The organism is Mycobacterium sp. TH-M11, assembly GCF_057473725.1.
This window is the reverse complement of sequence record NZ_JBYCLD010000544.1, coordinates 1-18,810: the sequence shown is the minus strand read 5'-3', so window position 1 is coordinate 18,810 and position 18,810 is coordinate 1. Positions and strand designations below refer to the sequence as shown.

Below are 18,810 nucleotides of genomic sequence, written 5' to 3'. Positions count from 1 at the left end.
TCAAACCGCTCACTAAGCCGCGCGATCGACTCCGGAGACGGAACCCGCGACTGATCGAACATACGTTCGATTATAGCGTGCTCCACTGACTCAAACTATTTGGCAGGGTCGCACGTTGTGGATAACTGCGGCCATGGCTGGAAGGTTGTGGAGATGGCTCGATCGCGACGGACGAAGGTCGCTGCCGAGGAGAAGGCCCGCTTGGTCCTTGCTGTGTTGGCTGGGGAGATGACCTGTGCTGAAGCGGCGCGCCGTTGCGGTGTCACGACGGTGACGATGACGAAGTGGAAGCATCAGTTCCTCGCCGCTGGCGCTGAGCGACTTCAGGAAGTGCCCAGCGGCTCGGCCGGGGCCAAAGGCGCTCCTGAGCAGCGGCGGCTGCAGTTGGAAAACGAACAGCTCAAGCTCGCGCTGGCTGAAGCGACGGTGCAGTTGCGGATCTGGCAGCGCGGCGCCGCGCTGATCAATCAGGTCCCTGCCAGGACCTCGAAGCCCTAAGAGAGGCAGCTCAACTGCCGGTTTCGAGGTTCGCCTTGCTCGCCGGCATCCCGGAGCGGACCTACCGCCGCCGCCTGGCTCGGGCGCGCGCCGGTAACCCACCCAAAGGCCCCTGGCCGGCGCCTCAAGTCGACCGTATTGAGGCCCTGGCCGCCAAATACGCCGAAGCCTGGCCAGCCTGGGGCTACCGCAAGATCGCAGCCTTGATGCGTGCCGATGGCCACGAGGTCACCAATTCCTCGGTCCAACGCGCGCTACGGCGCCGCGGCCTGCTGCTGCCTCAAGGCTTCCGAGCCGACCGTAAATCATGGGCCGCGTTGCGTCGACAGGTGTTTCACGATCCGCCGACCGAGCGCAACCGGGTCTGGCAGACCGACTTCTCCGAGTTCGAAACAGCCCACGGGGGGATCTGGCGGATCAGCGCCGTGATCGATTACGTCTCCAAGTACTGCCTGGCGATCACCGTCACCCCCACCGGTCGCGGCGTCGACGCCGTGCACTGCATCCGACTCGCGGTCGAGGAAGCCGCCCGCGTGCTGAACCTGGCCGACCTGCGGCTAGATCGCGGGCAGATGGAGGTCCTCGACACCCAGGAGCACGTCATCGGCTACATGCCCGCCCCCATCGCCGTCGTCTCCGACAACGGGCCCTGTTACCGCGGCAAAGACTTCCAAAGCCTCTTCACCGGGCACGATCCACTACTGCGCCACATCCGCACCCGAATCAAAGCACCGCAGACCAACGGTGTCATCGAGCGCTTCTTCGGGACCCTGAAATACGAGCACCTCTTCCGCGGCTACATCGGGGACGGCGACGCACTCGACATGGAAGCTCACCGCTTCCGCATCATCTACAACACCATCCGGCCACACCAAGCCCTCAACGACCGAACCCCCAAGCAGGCCTACCTAGACAACCAAAACCTGCCATCTACTTGACTCAAGACACTTCGGGGCCGACAGGCCGACAGGAATCGTGTCATCTCTCAGGGCATCGGACGCTCACGCGTTGACCCATCAACAATGTGCGCATACGGGCAACTAGCGACAAGAAGGCCGGCGTGGCTTTCGGTCACTAGCCGTCGGCGGTCCCCTTGTCGCGCGGAATCAGATCTCTGAGTGTGGTCTTGCTAGCGGGATGTGGAGAGGGTTCGTCGTTCTCGTCGCCTTGCTCATCCCTGGCTGGCGCTTTGATTGCGTCCCATAAGAGTGTTGTTCCGGCCACCGCCAGGACGAGGCCGACCGCGGCCCAGGTAGAACCCGATTCCCAAGCTGGCCACTCTGCCGGGTGCGTCCGTTCCGTCAACCCCTATCGGATACACGGTGCGCCCATCCTTGTTGGCCCAGAGATGCACCAGGTACGCGGCGCCCAGGAACGGCATTATCCGCGCCCAGATCCGGTCGCTCTTAGTACCGCTGTCTGCACGGTAGACGCGGCGGCGGCGGAGATGATCAAACGCCAGCCATTGGCGGATTGAATCAGCGTGTTGCCCTCGATGGGGAGGAGTCGCCCCGATTCGACATACGGCAAGAATGCTGCGACCACATGGCAAGCGCCCCGAGCGCTGTAATCCCGAGGGACACGGGGTTCTTCACGTCAATACCAGCCTGTGCATCCGACGGATGCTACCTGTACGCGGCGGCCATCTGGATGGTTCCGCACACGAGGTGGGCGAAAGGTCTAGCTCAGCTCCCACACCGCCGTCACGGTGAAGCTCACGGTCTGCTGACCGGGCTCGACCGGGGGAGCGGCGGCCATCGCGCGGGGCATCGGCATCCCCACCGGCATCGGCGGCGGCGTTCCGCCGGCGATCTCGGAGATCGAGATCACCTGGCCGAGCCGCAGGCCCGACAGCTGCGCGTACTGCTCGGCACGGTCCTTGGCGTCGTTGAAGGCCCGCTCCCGAGCGCCACGCACCAGGGCCGAATCGTCCTCGATGGAGTAGCTCACCCCGTTGATCCGGGTGGCGTCCCCGCCGGCTCGCACGATCACCGCCAGCACCTGGGAGGCCGAATCGCGCTCGACCTTGACCCGGATGGTGTTGCCGGCCCGGTAGCCGGTGATGTTCGCCGACCCGCTGGCATCGGCATTGCCGTACTGCGGCTGCAGGCTGACCTGGGTGGTGCTGATGTCCTTGCGGTCCACGCCGGCATCCACCAGTGCGTCGATCACCGCCTGCTGACGCTCGCTGGTCTGGTTCATCGCGCTGGTGACGTCTCCGGCGACGAACTCGATGCCCGCCTCGGTGGTCAGCGTGTCCGGAACCCCCTGGACCTCGCCGGTGCCCACGACGGTCACCTGACGCGGGATGTCCGTTCCGCCGCCTGGCGCGGCATCGCAGCCGGCCATGGCGAGGGCGGCCACGCCGGCCAGCGCCAGCGTCATCGACCAGCGGAGAACCATCCGGGCACTGTGTGTCGGCATGAGTGGCACCCTATCGGAGTCGATGCACGCACCGGCGAAAAAGACCCGTGCGGCAGACTGAGGCGATGACCACCACCGCGCCGTCGCGAGCACTGTCCAGCGCCATCGAGCCGTTCGCCGGCCAGGTGTACTTCTCCCCGGAATGTCATCGCGGTTACGCGGCCCTCGGTTTCGGTACCAGCCCCGCGACAACCGATGGGGTCGAAATGCCGGACGGGCCGGCGTACTTCTGCAGCCGCGGCTCTGCGTTGGGGCAGGCGCCCGGCGAGGTGATCGCCGCGACGTTCGGGGTGTTCAATCCGGCGGTGGTCGTTCCCGCCGTCGGCTACGGCTGGAAGCTGACCGACGCACCGACTATCCGCGCGGCGCGCACCGAGGGCTCGGTGGGCCAGCTGCGCAGGGTCCTGGGCGCCGCTCCCGACGGCATCGAGCGCGCGGTGGAGTTGCTGCGTCGCGCAACCGACGGTCTGTCGATGGCGGGCAAGCCGCTGTTCGCCGGGCTGGTTGCCGACGGGCTGGTCGGCGAGCCGCTGACCGATGCCTGGCTATTAGCTGACCAACTCCGCGAGTTCCGTGGCGACGCGCACGTGAACGCCTGGGTTGCAGCCGGATTCGATGCCGTCGAGATCGGCCTGGTCACCGAGCTTTATCGCGGATTTCCGCCGCGCACGTATGTCCGGTCCAGGGCGTGGAGCGATGACGACTTGACCGGGGGCGAGGAGCGGCTGGCCGAGCGCGGGCTGGCGCGTGACGGAGTGCTCAGCGATGCCGGGCGCGCCGCGCGCGAGGCGGTCGAGACGTCAACCGATGCGGCATGTGCCGGGATCGTGGCCCGCCTCGGTGACGATATGGGTGAATTGGTGGAACTGGTGGGCGGGTGGTCGAAGCAGCTGGTTGACGCCGGTGGCTTCCCGAAGGCGTGGCTGGGAGCGTCGGCTACGGGGTAACCAGGATCTTGCAGTGTCGGTCGGGGTCGGCCAGGTCGTCGAACGCCGCAGCCACGCCGTCGAGTCCCACCTCGCCGGTGATCAAGGGCGCCACGTCGATCTGTCCCTCGGCGATGGCCCGCAGCGAGGCGGCGAACTCCGCCGGTTCGTAGGCGAAGACGAACTGCATGCTGATCTCCTTGGCGATTCCGTAGAAGGGGTGCACGGTGTCGGGTTCCATGCACACCCCCGCGACCACCAGTCGGACGCCTACCGGCGCGCGCCGCAGCACGTCGTCGATGACGCCCGGCACGCCGACCGCCTCGAAGATCACCTTCGGCTTGACGGTGTCGAACGGCGACCCCTGCGCCGGATCGAGTGTCCGATGCGCGCCCATTACCGTCGCCAGCTCGCGCCGGGCATGTGAATAGTCCGCGGCCACAATGTCTTCCACCCCGTGGTTCCGCAGCGCGGCGATGATCGCCATCCCGATCGGGCCGCAGCCCAGTACCAGCGCGGTCTCGCCGGGCGCGATACCGGACTTGTTCACCGCGTGCAGCCCGACCGCCATCGGTTCGGTCAGTGCGGCGTGCCGGTGGTCCAGGCCGTTGGGGATGGCCAACAACAGTGGAGCCGACAGCAGCATCTTCTCGGCGTAGCCGCCCACCGTGGTGTTGGAGTAGACGATCGGCTCAATACCTTTGGCGGCCAACAGCACCGGAATCGACGTGACCGGCGTTCCAGGTGCAAAGGTGTCGGTGTCGCGGCCGGCCTCCAATACCCGCGCACTGAACTCGTGGCCCATGAAGATGTCGGCGGACAGGTCGACCGACGCCTCGGAGGAGGGACTGCCGGACATGGCCCGCGTCGCGGCCAGTACCTGGTCGCCGTGCGCGGCGAAGTGCAGATCGGATCCGCAGATGCCGCAGGCCGTCACCTCGACCAGCACCTGGCCCGGCCCGGGCGTCGGCTCCGGCACGTCGTCGCGGTAGATCATCCGCCCGTCGCGCAGCACCGCGGCGCGCATCAACGCGCCCCACCGCCCGACTCGGTGACGTGCTCGACGACGGCGTTCTTGATCGCCTCACCGGCCCGGCCGAACAGCGTGTCACGCATGCCCCTGGCCCATTCGTGTGAGGCCTTGGGTGCGGCGAGTTGGCCTTTGAAGTGTGGAATCACCTTGCGGGCCAACAGTTCGTAACTGTGATAGGTGGCCTCCGGTGACGCCCAGTCGTGTCCCAGGAACAGCAGGGTGCCGAATCCGCCGGAGCGCTCCAGCAGATCGGTGATGTGTTCGATCGCGTCGTCGGGGGTGCCGATGCAGCAGCTTCCGGCCGCGGCGTAGGCCTCGACGAACTCGGTCGGCGTCTGCGGTGAACCTTCGACCTCGCTGGCCAGCGGGACGAATCCGGCCGCGCCGAAGTAGTTTGCGAAATCCTGCAGACCGTAGGTGCAGTCGGCCACCGCCTGCTCGCGGGTGTCGGCGACGTGCATGATGCTCAACACCCGCCAGTCGTTGCGGTCCGGTTCGTTACGCCCGGCTTTGGCGGCCTGATCGCGAACCACCTGCCAGGTGTTCTCCAGTGCCGCGAAGCCACCCGGCACCGACATCGACAGCGACAGCAGCGAGGTGCCCAGCGTGCCGGCCAGTCGCGGGCCGGACGGGGAAACCATCGCCGCCGTGGAGATCTCCGGGTACGGCCAGGTGTAGGGGCGGATGTGCAACGCCGCGTCGCGCAGGGTGAACCAGTCCGAGTACCGGGTGACCAGTTCGCCCGGCTCGGCCCGGAACAACGCCAGAATTGCCTCCAGGGACTCCTGCATCATCCGGCGCTGCTCGACCGGGTCGATGCCCATCATGTGGGCGTCGGTGGGCAGTGCGCCCGGCCCCGCGCCGAACATCACCCGGCCCCGGGTCAGATGATCCAGCAGCACCCAGCGATCGGCCACCATCAGCGGGTGGTGATAGGACAGTGAGACCACCCCGGTGCCCAGCCGGATGTGCTTGGTGCGCTCGGCGGCCGCCGCGATGAACACCTCGGGGCAGGCGATCAGCTCATACCCGCCGGAGTGATGTTCGCCGAACCAGGCCTCGTCGAACCCGAGCCGATCCAGCGCGACGACCCGCTCCAGGTCGTATTCCAGTGCGACGGTGGGTGATTGACCCAGCGCGTGAAACGGGGTGATAAAAACCCCGAACCGCAGCGGAGGCCGCGTCGTCATGCCGGTAGGCCCGCCAGGAACTCCAGCAGTTCCGCGTTCACCTCGTCGGGGCGTTCCTGTTGCAGCCAATGGCCGGCTCCTTCGATGAGCACTTCGCGGTAGGGTCCGGTGGCCACCTCGGTGGCCCGGTCGCGGCGGGTGAACGACAGCACCGGGTCGGCGGTTCCGGCGATGAACAACGCCGGGACATCGGTGGTGGCCCCGGCCAGGTGCGCGGTGGTCTCCCAGTTGCGGTCGAAATTGCGATACCAGTTCAGTCCCCCGGTGAAACCGGTCCGGGTGAAGGTGTCGATGTAGTGGTCCACCTCTGCTTGGCTGATCCAGCCCGGCAGCCGGTCGGGCTCGGCCAGCCGATCGATGAAGCCCTCCGCTCCGGGGGCCACCATCCGCAGCGCCGCGGCCTTGTCGGTGGGGCTCAGGCTGCCCAGCATGCGGCGCATGGTGCGGGCCGGGTCTGCGTCGAGTTCGGCGTCGGCGACGCCGGGCTGCTGGAAGTAGAGGATGTAGAAGAAGTTGTCGCCGAACAGCTGCCGCCACGCCTGGGTCGGCTGCTGCTGGGGCCGCGGTGTCGGGGGCACGCTCAGTGACGCGACCGCGGCCACCCGGTCGGGGTGCAGCAGGGCGGCGTTCCACACCACCGGCGCCCCCCAGTCGTGGCCGATCCAGACGGCACGGTCGGCTCCGACGTCGTCGAGCAGGCCGACCAGGTCCCCGGTCAGCGCGTGGATGTCGTAGGCGGCGATCTCGTCGGGTCGCGACGAGCCGCCGTATCCGCGCTGATCGGGTGCCAGTACGTGGAATCCCGCGTCGGCCAGTGCCGGGATCTGATAGCGCCACGAGAAGGCCAATTCTGGGAATCCGTGCGCCAGCAACACCACCGGCGCACCGCGCTCGCCCGCCTCGGTGACCCGCAGGGTCACGCCGTTGGTGTCGACGAATCGTTGAGTTGCTCGTTCGATTGCGGGCGCCACCGTCACACCAAAGCACAACCGGGCCGCTATCGAACAGGGTTCCCGAGTCCGGCCAGGCAGGTAAACCGCAAGGGACGGTAGCCTGAACATGCCCAGCTGCATGTATTGGAAGGATTTGGCCGCGCCCGGCCGATGTCTGATGAATCGCAAAAACGTGATCCGCACCGTAACCGCGATCGCAGTGGTGTTGCTGCTCGGTTGGTCGTTCTTCTATTTCAGCGATGACACCCGCGGATACAAACCGGTCGACACCTCGGTGGCGGTGGCCCAGATCCACAGTGGCAACGTCAAGAGCGCCCAGCTCGACGACCGCGAACAGCAGCTGCGCCTGGTCCTGAAGACCCCGCTCACCAGCGTTGAGGTGACCGACAAAGCCGGCAAGTCGGGTAAAGCCGACAAGCCCGGCCGCGCCGAGAAGGTCGACAAGCTGATCACCAAGTACCCGACCGGGTACGCGGTTCCGCTCTACACCGCGTTGACTGCCAAGAAGGCCGAGATCAACACCGTGGTGAACCAGGGCAGCCTGCTCGGTTCACTGCTGATCTACATGCTGCCGATGCTGCTGCTGATCGGGTTGTTCGTGATGTTCTCCCGAATGCAGGGCGGCGCCCGGATGGGCTTCGGCATGGGCAAATCCCGGGCCAAACAGTTGGGCAAGGACATGCCCAAGACCACCTTCGCCGACGTCGCCGGCGTGGATGAGGCGGTCGAAGAGCTCTACGAGATCAAGGACTTCCTGCAGAACCCGGGCCGCTACCAGGCGTTGGGCGCCAAGATCCCCAAAGGTGTGCTGCTCTACGGCCCGCCCGGCACCGGCAAGACGCTGCTGGCCCGCGCCGTAGCAGGAGAAGCCGGTGTTCCTTTTTTCACCATCTCCGGCTCGGACTTTGTGGAGATGTTCGTCGGTGTCGGCGCCTCCCGGGTGCGGGACCTGTTCGAACAGGCCAAACAGAACAGCCCGTGCATTGTGTTCGTGGACGAGATCGACGCGGTCGGTCGCCAGCGCGGCGCCGGCATGGGCGGCGGACACGACGAGCGCGAGCAGACTCTCAACCAGTTGCTGGTGGAGATGGACGGCTTCGGCGAGCGGGCCGGGGTCATCCTGATCGCGGCCACCAACCGGCCCGACATCCTCGACCCCGCGCTGCTGCGGCCCGGCCGGTTCGACCGCCAGATCCCGGTGACCAACCCCGACATCGCCGGGCGGCGGGCGGTGCTGCGGGTGCATTCGGCGGGCAAACCGATCGGCCCCGACGCGGACCTGGACGGGCTGGCCAAGCGCACCGTCGGCATGTCCGGCGCCGACCTGGCCAACGTGATCAACGAAGCGGCGCTGCTGACCGCGCGCGAGAACGGCACCGTCATCACCGGCGCGGCCCTGGAAGAAGCGGTGGACCGGGTGATCGGCGGCCCCCGGCGCAAGGGCCGGATCATCAGCGAACACGAGAAGAAGATCACCGCCTACCACGAGGGCGGCCACACCCTGGCGGCGTGGGCGATGCCCGACATCGACCCGGTCTACAAGGTCACCATCCTGGCCCGCGGCCGTACCGGCGGGCACGCGGTGGCAGTGCCCGAGGAAGACAAGGGACTGCGCACCCGCTCGGAGATGATCGCTCAGCTGGTCTTCGCCATGGGCGGGCGCGCCGCCGAGGAACTGGTGTTTCGCGAGCCGACCACCGGCGCGGTCTCCGACATCGAGAAGGCCACCGCGGTCGCGCGGGCCATGGTCACCGAGTACGGCATGAGCGCCAAGCTCGGCGCGGTTCGCTACGGCACCGACCACGGCGACCCGTTCGTCGGACGTGCGATGGGTAAGCAGGCCGACTATTCGCACGAAGTGGCCCGCGACATCGATGACGAGGTCCGCAAGCTCATCGAGGCCGCGCACACTGAGGCCTGGGAGATCCTCACCGAATACCGCGACGTCCTCGACATCCTGGCCGGTGAGCTGTTGGAGAAGGAGACGCTGCACCGCGCCGACCTGGAGAAGATCTTCGGCGACGTGAACAAGCGGCCCCGGCTGACGGCGTTCGACGACTTCGGCGGGCGTGTCCCATCCGACAAGCCGCCGATCAAGACCCCCGGTGAGCTGGCCATCGAGCGAGGCGAGCCGTGGCCACAGCCGAAGCCGGAACCGGCGTTCAAGGCCGCCATCGCTCAGGCGTCGCGCGAGGCGGCGGCCCGGGCGGGCGAATCCGGTCCCAACGGCAGCAACGGTGTGCCCGCCGGCGGTGACGCGGGCACCCAGCCCGACTACGGCGCCCCGGCGGGCTGGCACGCACCCGGCTGGCCGCCTTCGCAGCAGCAGGCGCAGCCCCCGCAGCAGGGCGGCTACTGGTATCCGCCCCAGCACTGGCCACCCAGCGGTTATCCGCCCGCTCAGCACTACCCGCCGTATCAGCACCAACCCCAGCCGTATCCCGGTGCGGGTCAGCCGCCGCCACCGCCGGCATCGTCCGGTGAGGCAGACGGCGGCGGTCACGGCACGGAGAACAACCGGTCCGAGCAGCCGTCCGGTGATTGAGAAAGCGGGGTCGACGATGACGTCGACAATTTTCGATCAGGCGCGGGCTGAGGCCGCCGTGCGCGAGCTGCTGTTCGCGGTGGGCGAAGACCCCGACCGCCCGGGTCTGCTCGACACCCCGGCTCGGGTGGCGCGGGCATATCAGGAGATGTTCGCCGGGCTCTACACCGACCCCGACGCGGTGCTGGAGACCACCTTCGATGAGCAGCACGAAGAGCTGGTGATCGTCAGGGAGATCCCGCTCTACTCGACCTGTGAGCACCACCTGGTGTCCTTTCACGGTGTCGCCCACGTCGGCTACATCCCCGGCCACGACGGCCGGATCACCGGTCTGTCCAAGCTGGCACGGGTGGTCGACCTCTACGCGAAGCGGCCGCAGGTACAGGAGCGGTTGACCGCACAGGTCGCCGACGCCCTGATGCGCAAACTGAATCCGCGCGGAGTCATTGTGGTGGTCGAGGCCGAGCACCTCTGCATGGCGATGCGCGGAGTGCGCAAGCCCGGCGCGATCACCACCACGTCAGCGGTCCGCGGGCAGTTCAAAACCGACAGCACGTCGCGCGCTGAGGCCCTGGAACTCATTCGGCGCAAGTGAGCCAGACACGCGTGCTGGTCGTCGGGGTGGTCAACGTCACCGCCGATTCGTTCTCCGACGGCGGGCGCTACCTCGACGTCGATCGCGCCGTGGCGCACGGCCGAGAGCTGGCGGGCCAGGGTGCGGCGATCATCGACGTAGGGGGCGAATCGACTCGGCCCGGCGCGGTGCGCACCGACCCGCGGGCGGAAGCGCAGCGAGTGGTCCCGGTGGTGAAAGAACTTGCTGACCAAGGTATTACGGTCAGCGTTGACACGATGAATGCCGCCGTGGCTGAAGCAGCGCTGGACGCCGGCGCCACGATCGTCAACGACGTGTCCGGGGGAGCGGCGGACCCCGCCATGGCTCCGCTGTTGGCCTCTTCGGGTGCCCGATGGGTGCTGATGCACTGGCGGCCGGTCGATCCCGATAATCCGCACCGGGTGCAGTGCTACGGCGACATCACTGCCGAGGTCCGTCAGGATCTGCTCGCAGCCGTCGACGCGGCTGTGGCCGCCGGCGTGGATCCGGCGCAGTTGATCGTCGATCCCGGTCTGGGCTTCGCCAAGACCGCGCAACACAATTGGGCACTGCTGCATGGGTTGCCGCAATTGGTCGACCTCGGTATGCCGGTGCTGGTCGGCGCGTCACGTAAGCGGTTTCTCGGTACGCTGCTGGCGAGCGAGGACGGCACGCCGCGGCCGCCCGACGAGCGCGAAACGGCCACCGCGGTGATATCGGCGTTGTCCGCGCTGCACGGCGCCTGGGGCGTGCGGGTGCACGACGTGCGGGCCTCGGTCGACGCGCTACGAGTCCTGGAAGCCTGGAATCAAGGAGGCGCAAGCGATGACTGATCGGATCGAGTTGCGCGGCTTGAAGGTTCGCGGCAACCACGGTGTGTTCGCGCACGAGCGTGCCGACGGTCAGGACTTCATCGTCGACATCACGGTCTGGATGGACCTCGCCGCTGCGGCAGCCAGCGACAACTTGGCCGATACCTACGACTACGGACAGCTCGCGCAGCGCGCCGCGGATATCGTCGCGGGCCCGGCTCGCGATCTCATCGAGACCGTCGCCGCCGAGATCGCCGAGGAGGTGATGGGCGACCCGCGGGTGCAGGCCGTGGAGGTGGCGCTGCACAAGCCACACGCCCCGATCCCGCTCACCTTCGCCGACGTTGCGGTGGTGGCCCGGCGCTCACGCAGCGATCGACGCGGCAGGGTGGTGCCGGCGTGAGCCGTGCGGTGCTTTCCATCGGGTCCAACCTGGGGGACCGGTTGGCCCTGCTGCAGTCGGCGGTCGACGGCCTGCGCCCAGCGGTGCGCGCGGTTTCGGGGGTGTACGAGACCGCGGCATGGGGCGGCGTCGAACAGGGGCCCTTCCTCAACGCGGTGCTGATCGTCGAAGATCCGGCCGCCGACGAACACGGCTGGCTGCGCCGGGCGCACGAACTGGAGCAGGCGGCCGAGCGGGTGCGCACGCAGCGGTGGGGGCCACGGACCCTGGATGTCGACGTGATTAGCTACCGCGATCTGCACGGGACCGAGGTGCGATCCGACGACGACGCGCTGACCCTGCCCCACCCGCGGGCCCATCTGCGTGCGTTCGTCCTGGTGCCCTGGTTATCGATCGAGCCGGAGGCACGACTGGCCGTAGACGGCCGACCGCGTGCGGTGACAGATTTGCTCGACGAGCTGGAACCGGCTGAGCGTGCCGGTGTGTCGCTGACCGACCTGGTGCTGCAGCTCTGATGGGCCCGACTCGCAAACGTGACGTGGCCGCCGCGGCAGCCGCGGTCGCCATCATCAGCTACCTGGCGGTCCCGCTGCTGTATCGATGGTTCCCGCCCATCACCGTGTGGACCGGAATATCGCTGCTGGCGGTCGCGATCGCCGAGGGGGCGTGGGGTCGCTACGTCGGGGCGAAGATCGACGACGGCCAGATCGGCGCCGGGGCCGGCCGGCTGCATCCGCTCGCGGTGGCTCGCACCGTGGTGGTCGCCAAGGCGTCGGCCTGGATGGGGGCGCTGGTGCTGGGCTTCTGGCTTGGTGTGCTCGGCTATCTGCTGCCGCGCCGGTCCACGCTGCAGGTTGCGGCCCAGGACACCGGCGGCGCCGTGGTCGCCGCGGCCAGCGCGCTGGCTCTGCTCATCGCCGCGCTGTGGCTGCAGAACCGCTGCAAATCGCCGGACGATCCGTGCCCGCCCACCGAGCTGACCGGAAACCAACCCGGGTGAGAATCGCCGGAGTGGGGCGACACGCGGATTGACCTCGTACAGGTACAGTCGGGCAATGCGCGCCAGCAACGGTACGGGACAGAGCGGCGAGGAGGGGGCACCTCCCGCTTGCGGGGGAGAGCGGCGCAGATGAATTCGGTCCTGTCCCGCGCCCCGGGTCGGCGTGGAGTTCGCAGGCCGGGCTGGACATTGATGACGGCGTTGCTGATCCTTGCGATCGCCGCGAGTTCGGCGCTGGTGTTCACCAGTCGCGTGGAGCTGCTCAAACTCGCCGTCATCATCGCGCTCTGGGCCGCGGTCGCCGCCGCGTTCGTCTCGGTGATCTATCGGCGGCAAAGCGATGTGGACCAGGCTCGGGCCCGAGACCTGAAATTGGTCTACGACCTGCAACTCGATCGGGAGATTTCCGCGCGTCGCGAGTACGAGCTGACGGTGGAATCCCAGCTGCGCCGCGAACTGGCCTCAGAACTGCGGGCACAGGCCGCCGACGAGGTCGCGGCGTTGCGCGCCGAGTTGTCCGCGCTGCGCACCAACCTGGAGATTCTGTTCGACGCCGACCTGAGCCACCGGCCGGCCCTTGAGCCTGAGCGGACCGCGGTCCGTGCCTACAGCGACTGGGCGCGCTCCGCTGAGCAACCCCACACCGGCGCCACCCGGGTCGCGTCGGCGGCCACCACGAGCTACCCGCCGGACTCGGTCACCGAGACCGCGGAGAACCCGATCATCGACGTTCCGGAGGTGCGGATCCCGGCCGCCGGGAGCCCCCTGCCCCAGGCTCCGCAGAAACCGCAGGCGCCGCACGTCGAGGGCCGCCGCGGTTCGCATCGCCGTAGCGCCGACGAATCACCCCGGCCCCCCGAGGAGGCCCCGCCGTCACAACCGGCCGCCGCCCGCTGGGCCCAACCGCCGCAGCCTTTCGTCGCGCCGGAACCCCGCCGCGAGCCGGAGCCGCCGCCACCTGCCCCGCAGCCTCCTCCCCGGGCCGCCGTGCCGACCCCATCCTGGAAACCCGTTGGCGCCGAGGGAGAATGGTTGCCGCCGGGCGCTCCCGGCAGTCACTGGTCGGCGGATGTTCCGGCGGAAGCCGGACGGCACGGCGTGTCCGAGCAGAGCGCCGAAGCGCCGAACCGCCGCGGTCGCCACTCCGGCCCGGCCGAATCCGCCGCCGGTCCGGCCAACGGCGCCGAGCCGGCACGCCACGAGGGAGGGGGGCGCCGTCGGGCGCGCTCCCGGCACGCGGCGGAGTCGGGCGGTGGCCATGCCCAGCCGACGCCGCTCGACCGGGTGCCACCGGTAGCCGCTGAGCCGCAGGCGGCCGCCCCGGCAGCTCCCGCCCACGTCGGTGGGGCCGCGTCCCGGCATTCCGCAGGCGCCGACGTGAGCACTGACGGCCCCAGCACCGGCGGCCAGTCGGTGGCTGACTTGCTGGCCCGGCTGCAGCCCACCCCGACGGAGGGTCGCCGGCACCGCCGCCGCGAGGACTGATCCCCGCTCGACTGCGACCAACGTCACTCGCAGCGCCGGGACCGATCGGGATAGACTCACCGGCGACCGTCCGGTACCCGCAACGCGGGACTGGAACGAAAACCACGAGAACCTGTGAGGTCGTCTGCATGGCGCAGTTCGACGGACTGCGGCCCGCCCGGCTCAAGGTCGGCGTCATCTCGGCTGGCCGCGTCGGCACCGCACTCGGTGTTGCGCTGGAGCGCGCCGAGCATGTCGTGGTGGCCTGCAGTGCCATCTCCGAGGAGTCGCGGCAGCGCGCCCACCGCCGACTGCCCGACAGCCTGATCCTGCCGGCGCCCGATGTTGCCGCGGACGCGGAGCTGCTGCTGCTCGCCGTCCCCGACACCGAACTGGCCGGCATAGTGTCCGGTCTGGCCGCCACGGGCGCCGTGCGCGCCGGCACGATCGTTGTGCACACCTCCGGGGCCACCGGGATCAGCGTGCTTGCGCCGCTGACCGAGCAGGGCTGCCTGCCGCTGGCCATCCATCCCGCGATGACCTTCACCGGCTCGGATGAGGACATCGACCGGTTGTCCGAGAGCTGTTTCGGTATCACCGCTGCCGACGAGATCGGCTTCGCCATCGCCGAGGCACTGACGCTCGAGATCGGCGCTGAGCCGTTCCGCGTCGAGGAGTCCGCCCGCACCCTCTACCACGCCGCGCTCTGCCACGGCGGAAACCACGTGGTCACCGTGATCGACGATGCGCTGGTGGCGTTGCGGGCGGCATTGCCGGGGCGGCTCGGCGCGACTGTGGCCGACGACCCCGACGGTATCGCCGAGCGGGTGCTCGGACCACTGGTGCGCGCCGCGCTGGCCAACACCCTGCGCGACGGTCGGGCCGCGCTGACCGGTCCGGTGGCCCGTGGCGACTCGGCCACCCTGGCCCGGCACCTGCGGGCGCTGGCCGCCGTGGACCCCGACCTGGCCGAGGCCTATCGCACCAACGCCCTGCGCACGGCGCACCGCGCGGGTGCCGCCGACGACGTGCTGGAGGTGCTGGCTCGATGAGCTCGAATACCGTCCGGGGCCCGCAGCCCACCTTCACCGCCGGCGGGTTCAACGTCTACGAACGCCCTGATGACGTCGCCCGGGTCAGCCGCGCGCTGCGGTCGACCGGTCGCCGGGTGATGCTGGTGCCGACCATGGGCGCCCTGCATGAAGGTCACCTGTCGCTGGTTCGCGCGGCGCAGCGGGTGCCCGGTTCGGTGGTGGCGGTGTCGATCTTCGTCAACCCGCTGCAGTTCGGCGCCGGAGAGGACCTGGACGCCTACCCGCGCACCCTGGACGACGACTCGGCTGCGCTGCGCGCCGCAGGGGTCGACCTGGTTTTCACGCCGACTGCCGCGGCCATGTATCCGAACGGACCTCGCACCGCAGTGCACCCGGGACCGCTGGGAGCCGAACTCGAAGGGGCGGCGCGCCCGACCCACTTCGCCGGCATGCTCACCGTGGTCGCCAAATTACTGTCGATCGTCAACCCCGACCGGGTGTTCTTGGGGGAGAAGGATTATCAACAGTTGGTTTTGGTGCGCCAGATGGTCACCGACCTCAACCTCGACGTGACGGTGGTGGGCGTCCCCACTGTGCGCGAGTCCGACGGTCTAGCGATGTCTTCGCGCAATCGCTACCTCAACCCGGCTCAGCGCGAAGCGGCGACGGCTCTGTCGGCCGCCCTGGCTGCCGGTGAGCGCGCGGCCGCGGCCGGTGCACAAGCGGCCCTGGATGCCGCCGCCGCGGTGTTGTCCGCGGTGCCTGCCGTCGACGTCGACTATCTGCAGGTTCGAGGAGTCGACCTCGGCCCGGCGCCCACCGACGGAACCGGACGCCTGTTGATTGCCGCCCGGGTCGGCTCGACCCGACTGCTCGACAACGCGGCGGTCACGCTCGGACTTCCCATCGACGCCGACGTGGCGTTAGCCGCACAAACCCGGAGGAATTGATGTTTCGGACGATGCTCAAGTCGAAGATTCACCGTGCCACGGTCACTCATGCCGACCTGCACTATGTCGGCTCGGTGACCATCGACGCCGATCTGATGGACGCTGCTGACCTGCTCGAGGGTGAGCAGGTCACGATCGTCGACATCGACAACGGCGCCCGACTGGTCACCTACGCCATCACTGGCGAGCGGGGCAGCGGTGTCATCGGAATCAACGGTGCGGCAGCGCATCTGGTGCATCCCGGCGACCTGGTCATCCTGATCGCCTACGGCACCATGGAGGACGCCGAGGCCCGCCACTACCGGCCGCGGATCGTGTTCGTCGACGCCGAGAACAAGCAGGTGGACCTCGGTGACGACCCGGCCTTCGTGCCCGATGACGTTTCGGATCTGCTGTCGCCCAGAAGCGTGCACTAGCCGTGTTGCTGGCGATCGACGTCCGCAACACCCACACTGTCATCGGCCTGATCTCCGGTTCCGGTGACAACGGAAACGTTGTGCAGCAGTGGCGGATTCGGACCGAGGCGGAGATCACTGCCGACGAGCTGGCGTTGACTCTGGATGGACTCATCGGAGATGACGGCGAACAACTCACCGGTGCCGCCGCGCTGTCCACGGTCCCGTCGGTGCTGCATGAAGTTCGGCTGATGCTCGACCAGTACTGGCCCTCGGTCCCCGCCGTGTTGATCGAGCCCGGGGTACGCACCGGGATCCCGCTGCTGGTGGACAACCCTAAGGAAGTGGGCGCCGACCGGATCGTCAACGGGCTGGCCGCATTTCACAAGTTCAAGACGGCAGCCATCGTTGTCGATTTCGGCTCGTCGATCTGCGTCGATGTGGTTTCGGCCAAGGGGGAGTTCCTCGGCGGTGCCATCGCGCCCGGCGTCCAGATCTCCTCGGACGCCGCCGCTGCCCGCTCCGCCGGACTGCGCCGGGTCGAACTCACCCGGCCGCGCTCGGTGATCGGCAAGAACACCGTCGAATGTATGCAGGCCGGCGCGGTCTACGGGTTCGCCGGCCTGGTCGACGGTCTGGTTCGCCGGGTCCGCGAGGAGGCCGCTGGCGCGGGGGACGACGTGACCGTGGTCGCCACCGGCCACTCTGCGCCGCTGTTGCTGGCCGATCTGGAGACGGTCGACCACCACGACGCCAATCTGACCCTGGACGGACTGCGGCTGGTGTTCGAACGCAACCGGGACAGCCAGCGGGGCAGGCTCCGTCCGGCGCGCTGAGCGCCGCCGGCTTTTCGTTCTCTAGCCCCTGTTCCTCTAAGCTGGCGGGTCGTGAGCTCCGCCGATGTTGCCCCCGACACGCAGGACGAATCCGACCTCCCTGAGCAGTTCCGGATCCGCCGCGACAAGCGTGCTCGGTTGCTGGCCGAAGGCCGCGATCCCTACCCCGTGGCGGTGAACCGTACTCACACGCTCGCCCAGATCCGGGCCGGTTACCCCGAGCTGGTCGCCGACACCGCCACCGGCGACGTCGTCGGCGTCGCGGGGCGAGTGGTATTCGCCCGCAACTCGGGCAAGTTGTGCTTCGCGACATTGCAGGAGGGCGACGGCACCCAGCTTCAGGTGATGATCAGCCTCGCCAGTGTCGGGGAGCAGGAGCTCGAGGCGTGGAAGGCCGATGTCGACCTCGGTGACATCGTCTACGTGCGCGGCGAGGTGATCAGCTCCCGCCGCGGCGAGCTGTCGGTGTTGGCGGATTCCTGGCAGATGGCCTCCAAGTCATTGCGTCCGCTGCCGGTGGCGCACAAGGAGATGAGCGAGGAGTCGCGGGTTCGGCAGCGCTACGTCGACCTGATTGTTCGTCCGGAGGCGCGTACGGTGGCCCGCCAGCGCATCGCGGTCATTCGCGCGGTGCGCAACGCGCTTGAGCGTCGCGGATTCCTTGAGGTCGAAACGCCGATGCTGCAGACATTGGCCGGTGGAGCGGCCGCCCGGCCTTTCGTCACCCATTCAAACGCCCTCGACGCGGACCTTTTCCTGAGGATCGCACCAGAACTTTTCCTGAAACGATGCGTCGTCGGTGGGTTCGACCGGGTCTTCGAACTGAATCGGGTGTTCCGGAATGAAGGCGCCGATTCCACGCATTCGCCCGAGTTTTCGATGCTGGAGACCTACCAGGCCTACGGCACCTATGACGACTCGGCGGTGGCTACCCGCGAGATTATTCAAGAGGTCGCCGATGAGGTGATCGGGACCCGTCAACTGCCGCTGCCCGACGGCAGCATCTATGACATTGACGGCCAATGGGCGACGGTGGAAATGTATCCATCGCTGTCGTCCGCACTTGGTGAGGAGATCACCCCCGCCACCTCGGTGGCCGACCTCTGGGCGATCGCGGATCGACTGGGCGTGGAAATTCCCAAAGATCGCGGCTATGGCCACGGGAAACTAGTCGAGGAACTCTGGGAACATGCTGTCGGCCACGCTCTGAGCGCCCCAACATTCGTTCGGGATTTCCCGGTCGAGACCACGCCCCTGACTCGTCAGCATCGCAGCATCGAAGGCGTCACCGAGAAGTGGGATCTCTATATGCGCGGTGTCGAACTGGCCACGGGCTATTCCGAGCTCATTGACCCGGTGGTGCAGCGCGACCGTTTCGCTGCCCAGGCCCGCGCAGCTGCCGCCGGGGATGACGAGGCCATGGCGCTCGACGAGGACTTCCTGGCGGCGATGGAACACGCGATGCCGCCCTGCACAGGTACCGGAATGGGTATCGACCGCCTGTTGATGGTCTTGACGGGTCTATCAATTAGAGACACCGTTTTGTTTCCGATTGTTCGTCGTCAAGGTAACTGAACTGCGCCGAAGCCTGTTGTGTTGAAGCAGGCGAATTTTTATGGCAGATTAGTCGGCGAGGTCGAATACGGCTTGCGCAACGATTGCGCGCACGAAAGCTAACCAAGGGGTACCAATGGCGAAAAAAGTGACCGTCACCTTGATCGATGATTTCGATGGTGAGGGTGCCGCCGACGA

Annotated in this window: 19 protein-coding genes; 15 read left to right on the top strand and 4 right to left on the bottom strand. The window is 68.0% G+C overall.

Annotation, left to right across the window (positions count from 1 at the left end; translation table 11 throughout):
* The first annotated feature begins 153 nt into the window (after positions 1-153).
* Both AC2VOG_RS20605 and AC2VOG_RS20600 read left to right on the top strand, forming a co-directional pair.
* A complete protein-coding gene (locus AC2VOG_RS20605; RefSeq protein WP_486941671.1) occupies positions 154-498 on the top strand; it encodes a transposase in 345 nt (114 codons plus the stop codon).
* Between the two features lie 35 nt (positions 499-533).
* Positions 534-1,436, top strand: coding sequence for a transposase (locus tag AC2VOG_RS20600; protein ID WP_486941670.1), 903 nt, complete (start codon positions 534-536; stop codon positions 1,434-1,436).
* 742 nt (positions 1,437-2,178) lie between these two features.
* On the opposite strand, the gene AC2VOG_RS20595 is transcribed toward AC2VOG_RS20600, so the two are convergent.
* A complete protein-coding gene (locus tag AC2VOG_RS20595) occupies positions 2,179-2,922 on the bottom strand; it encodes an SIMPL domain-containing protein (RefSeq protein WP_486941669.1) in 744 nt (247 codons plus the stop codon).
* Positions 2,923-2,987: 65 nt separating this feature from the next.
* On the opposite strand from AC2VOG_RS20595, the gene AC2VOG_RS20590 reads away from it, so the two are divergent.
* The gene (locus tag AC2VOG_RS20590; protein WP_486941668.1) at positions 2,988-3,869 is read left to right on the top strand and encodes an SCO6745 family protein; all 882 of its coding nucleotides are present in this window, start codon (positions 2,988-2,990) and stop codon (positions 3,867-3,869) included.
* Here the strand turns inward: AC2VOG_RS20590 and AC2VOG_RS20585 are convergent.
* From AC2VOG_RS20585 to AC2VOG_RS20575, 3 genes are read right to left on the bottom strand one after another with little or no spacing between them, the layout of a single operon-like run.
* On the bottom strand, positions 3,859-4,875 hold the full coding sequence (locus AC2VOG_RS20585) for a zinc-binding dehydrogenase (RefSeq protein WP_486941667.1): 1,017 nt from the start codon (positions 4,873-4,875) through the stop codon (positions 3,859-3,861). The genes AC2VOG_RS20590 and AC2VOG_RS20585 overlap by 11 nt on opposite strands.
* Positions 4,875-6,071 carry an LLM class flavin-dependent oxidoreductase gene (locus AC2VOG_RS20580; protein WP_486941666.1) on the bottom strand — a complete coding sequence of 399 codons (1,197 nt, stop codon included), beginning with the start codon at positions 6,069-6,071 and terminating at the stop codon, positions 4,875-4,877. Before AC2VOG_RS20580 ends, AC2VOG_RS20585 begins: the two co-directional genes overlap by 1 nt.
* A complete protein-coding gene (locus tag AC2VOG_RS20575) occupies positions 6,068-7,030 on the bottom strand; it encodes an alpha/beta fold hydrolase (protein ID WP_486941673.1) in 963 nt (320 codons plus the stop codon). Before AC2VOG_RS20575 ends, AC2VOG_RS20580 begins: the two co-directional genes overlap by 4 nt.
* A gap of 151 nt (positions 7,031-7,181) precedes the next feature.
* Here AC2VOG_RS20575 and ftsH point away from each other — a divergent pair, with 151 nt between their 5' ends.
* The 12 genes from ftsH (at position 7,182) to lysS (ending at position 18,633) form a co-directional block, all read left to right on the top strand.
* Entirely contained in the window at positions 7,182-9,569 is a 2,388-nt protein-coding gene (gene ftsH / locus AC2VOG_RS20570; protein WP_486941665.1) for an ATP-dependent zinc metalloprotease FtsH, read from the top strand.
* 16 nt (positions 9,570-9,585) lie between these two features.
* Positions 9,586-10,164, top strand: a complete 579-nt coding sequence (gene folE, locus AC2VOG_RS20565; protein WP_486941672.1) for a GTP cyclohydrolase I FolE — start codon at positions 9,586-9,588, stop codon at positions 10,162-10,164.
* Entirely contained in the window at positions 10,161-10,997 is an 837-nt protein-coding gene (folP, locus tag AC2VOG_RS20560) for a dihydropteroate synthase (RefSeq protein WP_486941664.1), read from the top strand. Before folE ends, folP begins: the two co-directional genes overlap by 4 nt.
* Positions 10,990-11,379, top strand: a complete 390-nt coding sequence (folB, locus tag AC2VOG_RS20555) for a dihydroneopterin aldolase (RefSeq protein WP_486941663.1) — start codon at positions 10,990-10,992, stop codon at positions 11,377-11,379. The genes folP and folB overlap by 8 nt, the downstream gene beginning before the upstream one ends.
* Positions 11,376-11,894 carry a 2-amino-4-hydroxy-6-hydroxymethyldihydropteridine diphosphokinase gene (folK, locus tag AC2VOG_RS20550; RefSeq protein WP_486941662.1) on the top strand — a complete coding sequence of 173 codons (519 nt, stop codon included), beginning with the start codon at positions 11,376-11,378 and terminating at the stop codon, positions 11,892-11,894. The genes folB and folK overlap by 4 nt, the downstream gene beginning before the upstream one ends.
* Positions 11,894-12,379, top strand: a complete 486-nt coding sequence (locus AC2VOG_RS20545; protein ID WP_486941661.1) for a DUF3180 domain-containing protein — start codon at positions 11,894-11,896, stop codon at positions 12,377-12,379. The genes folK and AC2VOG_RS20545 overlap by 1 nt, the downstream gene beginning before the upstream one ends.
* Before the next feature lie 192 nt (positions 12,380-12,571).
* Complete coding sequence (locus AC2VOG_RS20540; RefSeq protein ID WP_486941660.1) at positions 12,572-13,864, top strand: DUF6779 domain-containing protein; 1,293 nt, start codon at positions 12,572-12,574, stop codon at positions 13,862-13,864.
* A 128-nt stretch (positions 13,865-13,992) separates the two neighbouring features.
* Positions 13,993-14,895: a Rossmann-like and DUF2520 domain-containing protein gene (locus AC2VOG_RS20535; RefSeq protein WP_486941659.1), complete on the top strand. Its 903-nt coding sequence runs from the start codon at positions 13,993-13,995 to the stop codon at positions 14,893-14,895.
* The gene (gene panC / locus AC2VOG_RS20530) at positions 14,892-15,827 is read left to right on the top strand and encodes a pantoate--beta-alanine ligase (protein WP_486941658.1); all 936 of its coding nucleotides are present in this window, start codon (positions 14,892-14,894) and stop codon (positions 15,825-15,827) included. The genes AC2VOG_RS20535 and panC overlap by 4 nt, the downstream gene beginning before the upstream one ends.
* A complete protein-coding gene (gene panD, locus AC2VOG_RS20525) occupies positions 15,827-16,243 on the top strand; it encodes an aspartate 1-decarboxylase (protein WP_486941657.1) in 417 nt (138 codons plus the stop codon). Before panC ends, panD begins: the two co-directional genes overlap by 1 nt.
* A 2-nt stretch (positions 16,244-16,245) precedes the next feature.
* On the top strand, positions 16,246-17,058 hold the full coding sequence (locus tag AC2VOG_RS20520) for a type III pantothenate kinase (RefSeq protein WP_065040518.1): 813 nt from the start codon (positions 16,246-16,248) through the stop codon (positions 17,056-17,058).
* Positions 17,059-17,109: 51 nt separating this feature from the next.
* Positions 17,110-18,633 (top strand): lysine--tRNA ligase, encoded by a 1,524-nt coding sequence (gene lysS, locus AC2VOG_RS20515; RefSeq protein WP_486941656.1) that lies wholly within the window; start codon positions 17,110-17,112, stop codon positions 18,631-18,633.
* Positions 18,634-18,810 lie beyond the last annotated feature (177 nt).

Excerpts from the sequence above, each read along its gene's own strand:
- AC2VOG_RS20580 (WP_486941666.1), bottom strand. The coding sequence starts at position 6,071 with ATGACGACGCGGCCTCCGCTGCGGTTCGGGGTTTTTATCACCCCGTTT.
- AC2VOG_RS20595 (WP_486941669.1), bottom strand. The coding sequence starts at position 2,922 with ATGCCGACACACAGTGCCCGGATGGTTCTCCGCTGGTCGATGACGCTG.
- ftsH (WP_486941665.1), top strand. The coding sequence starts at position 7,182 with ATGAATCGCAAAAACGTGATCCGCACCGTAACCGCGATCGCAGTGGTG.
- folB (WP_486941663.1), top strand. The coding sequence starts at position 10,990 with ATGACTGATCGGATCGAGTTGCGCGGCTTGAAGGTTCGCGGCAACCAC.
- AC2VOG_RS20535 (WP_486941659.1), top strand. The coding sequence starts at position 13,993 with ATGGCGCAGTTCGACGGACTGCGGCCCGCCCGGCTCAAGGTCGGCGTC.
- panD (WP_486941657.1), top strand. The coding sequence starts at position 15,827 with ATGTTTCGGACGATGCTCAAGTCGAAGATTCACCGTGCCACGGTCACT.
- panC (WP_486941658.1), top strand. The coding sequence starts at position 14,892 with ATGAGCTCGAATACCGTCCGGGGCCCGCAGCCCACCTTCACCGCCGGC.
- AC2VOG_RS20590 (WP_486941668.1), top strand. The coding sequence starts at position 2,988 with ATGACCACCACCGCGCCGTCGCGAGCACTGTCCAGCGCCATCGAGCCG.
- AC2VOG_RS20540 (WP_486941660.1), top strand. The coding sequence starts at position 12,572 with ATGACGGCGTTGCTGATCCTTGCGATCGCCGCGAGTTCGGCGCTGGTG.
- AC2VOG_RS20545 (WP_486941661.1), top strand. The coding sequence starts at position 11,894 with ATGGGCCCGACTCGCAAACGTGACGTGGCCGCCGCGGCAGCCGCGGTC.
- AC2VOG_RS20585 (WP_486941667.1), bottom strand. The coding sequence starts at position 4,875 with ATGCGCGCCGCGGTGCTGCGCGACGGGCGGATGATCTACCGCGACGAC.
- folE (WP_486941672.1), top strand. The coding sequence starts at position 9,586 with ATGACGTCGACAATTTTCGATCAGGCGCGGGCTGAGGCCGCCGTGCGC.
- AC2VOG_RS20605 (WP_486941671.1), top strand. The coding sequence starts at position 154 with ATGGCTCGATCGCGACGGACGAAGGTCGCTGCCGAGGAGAAGGCCCGC.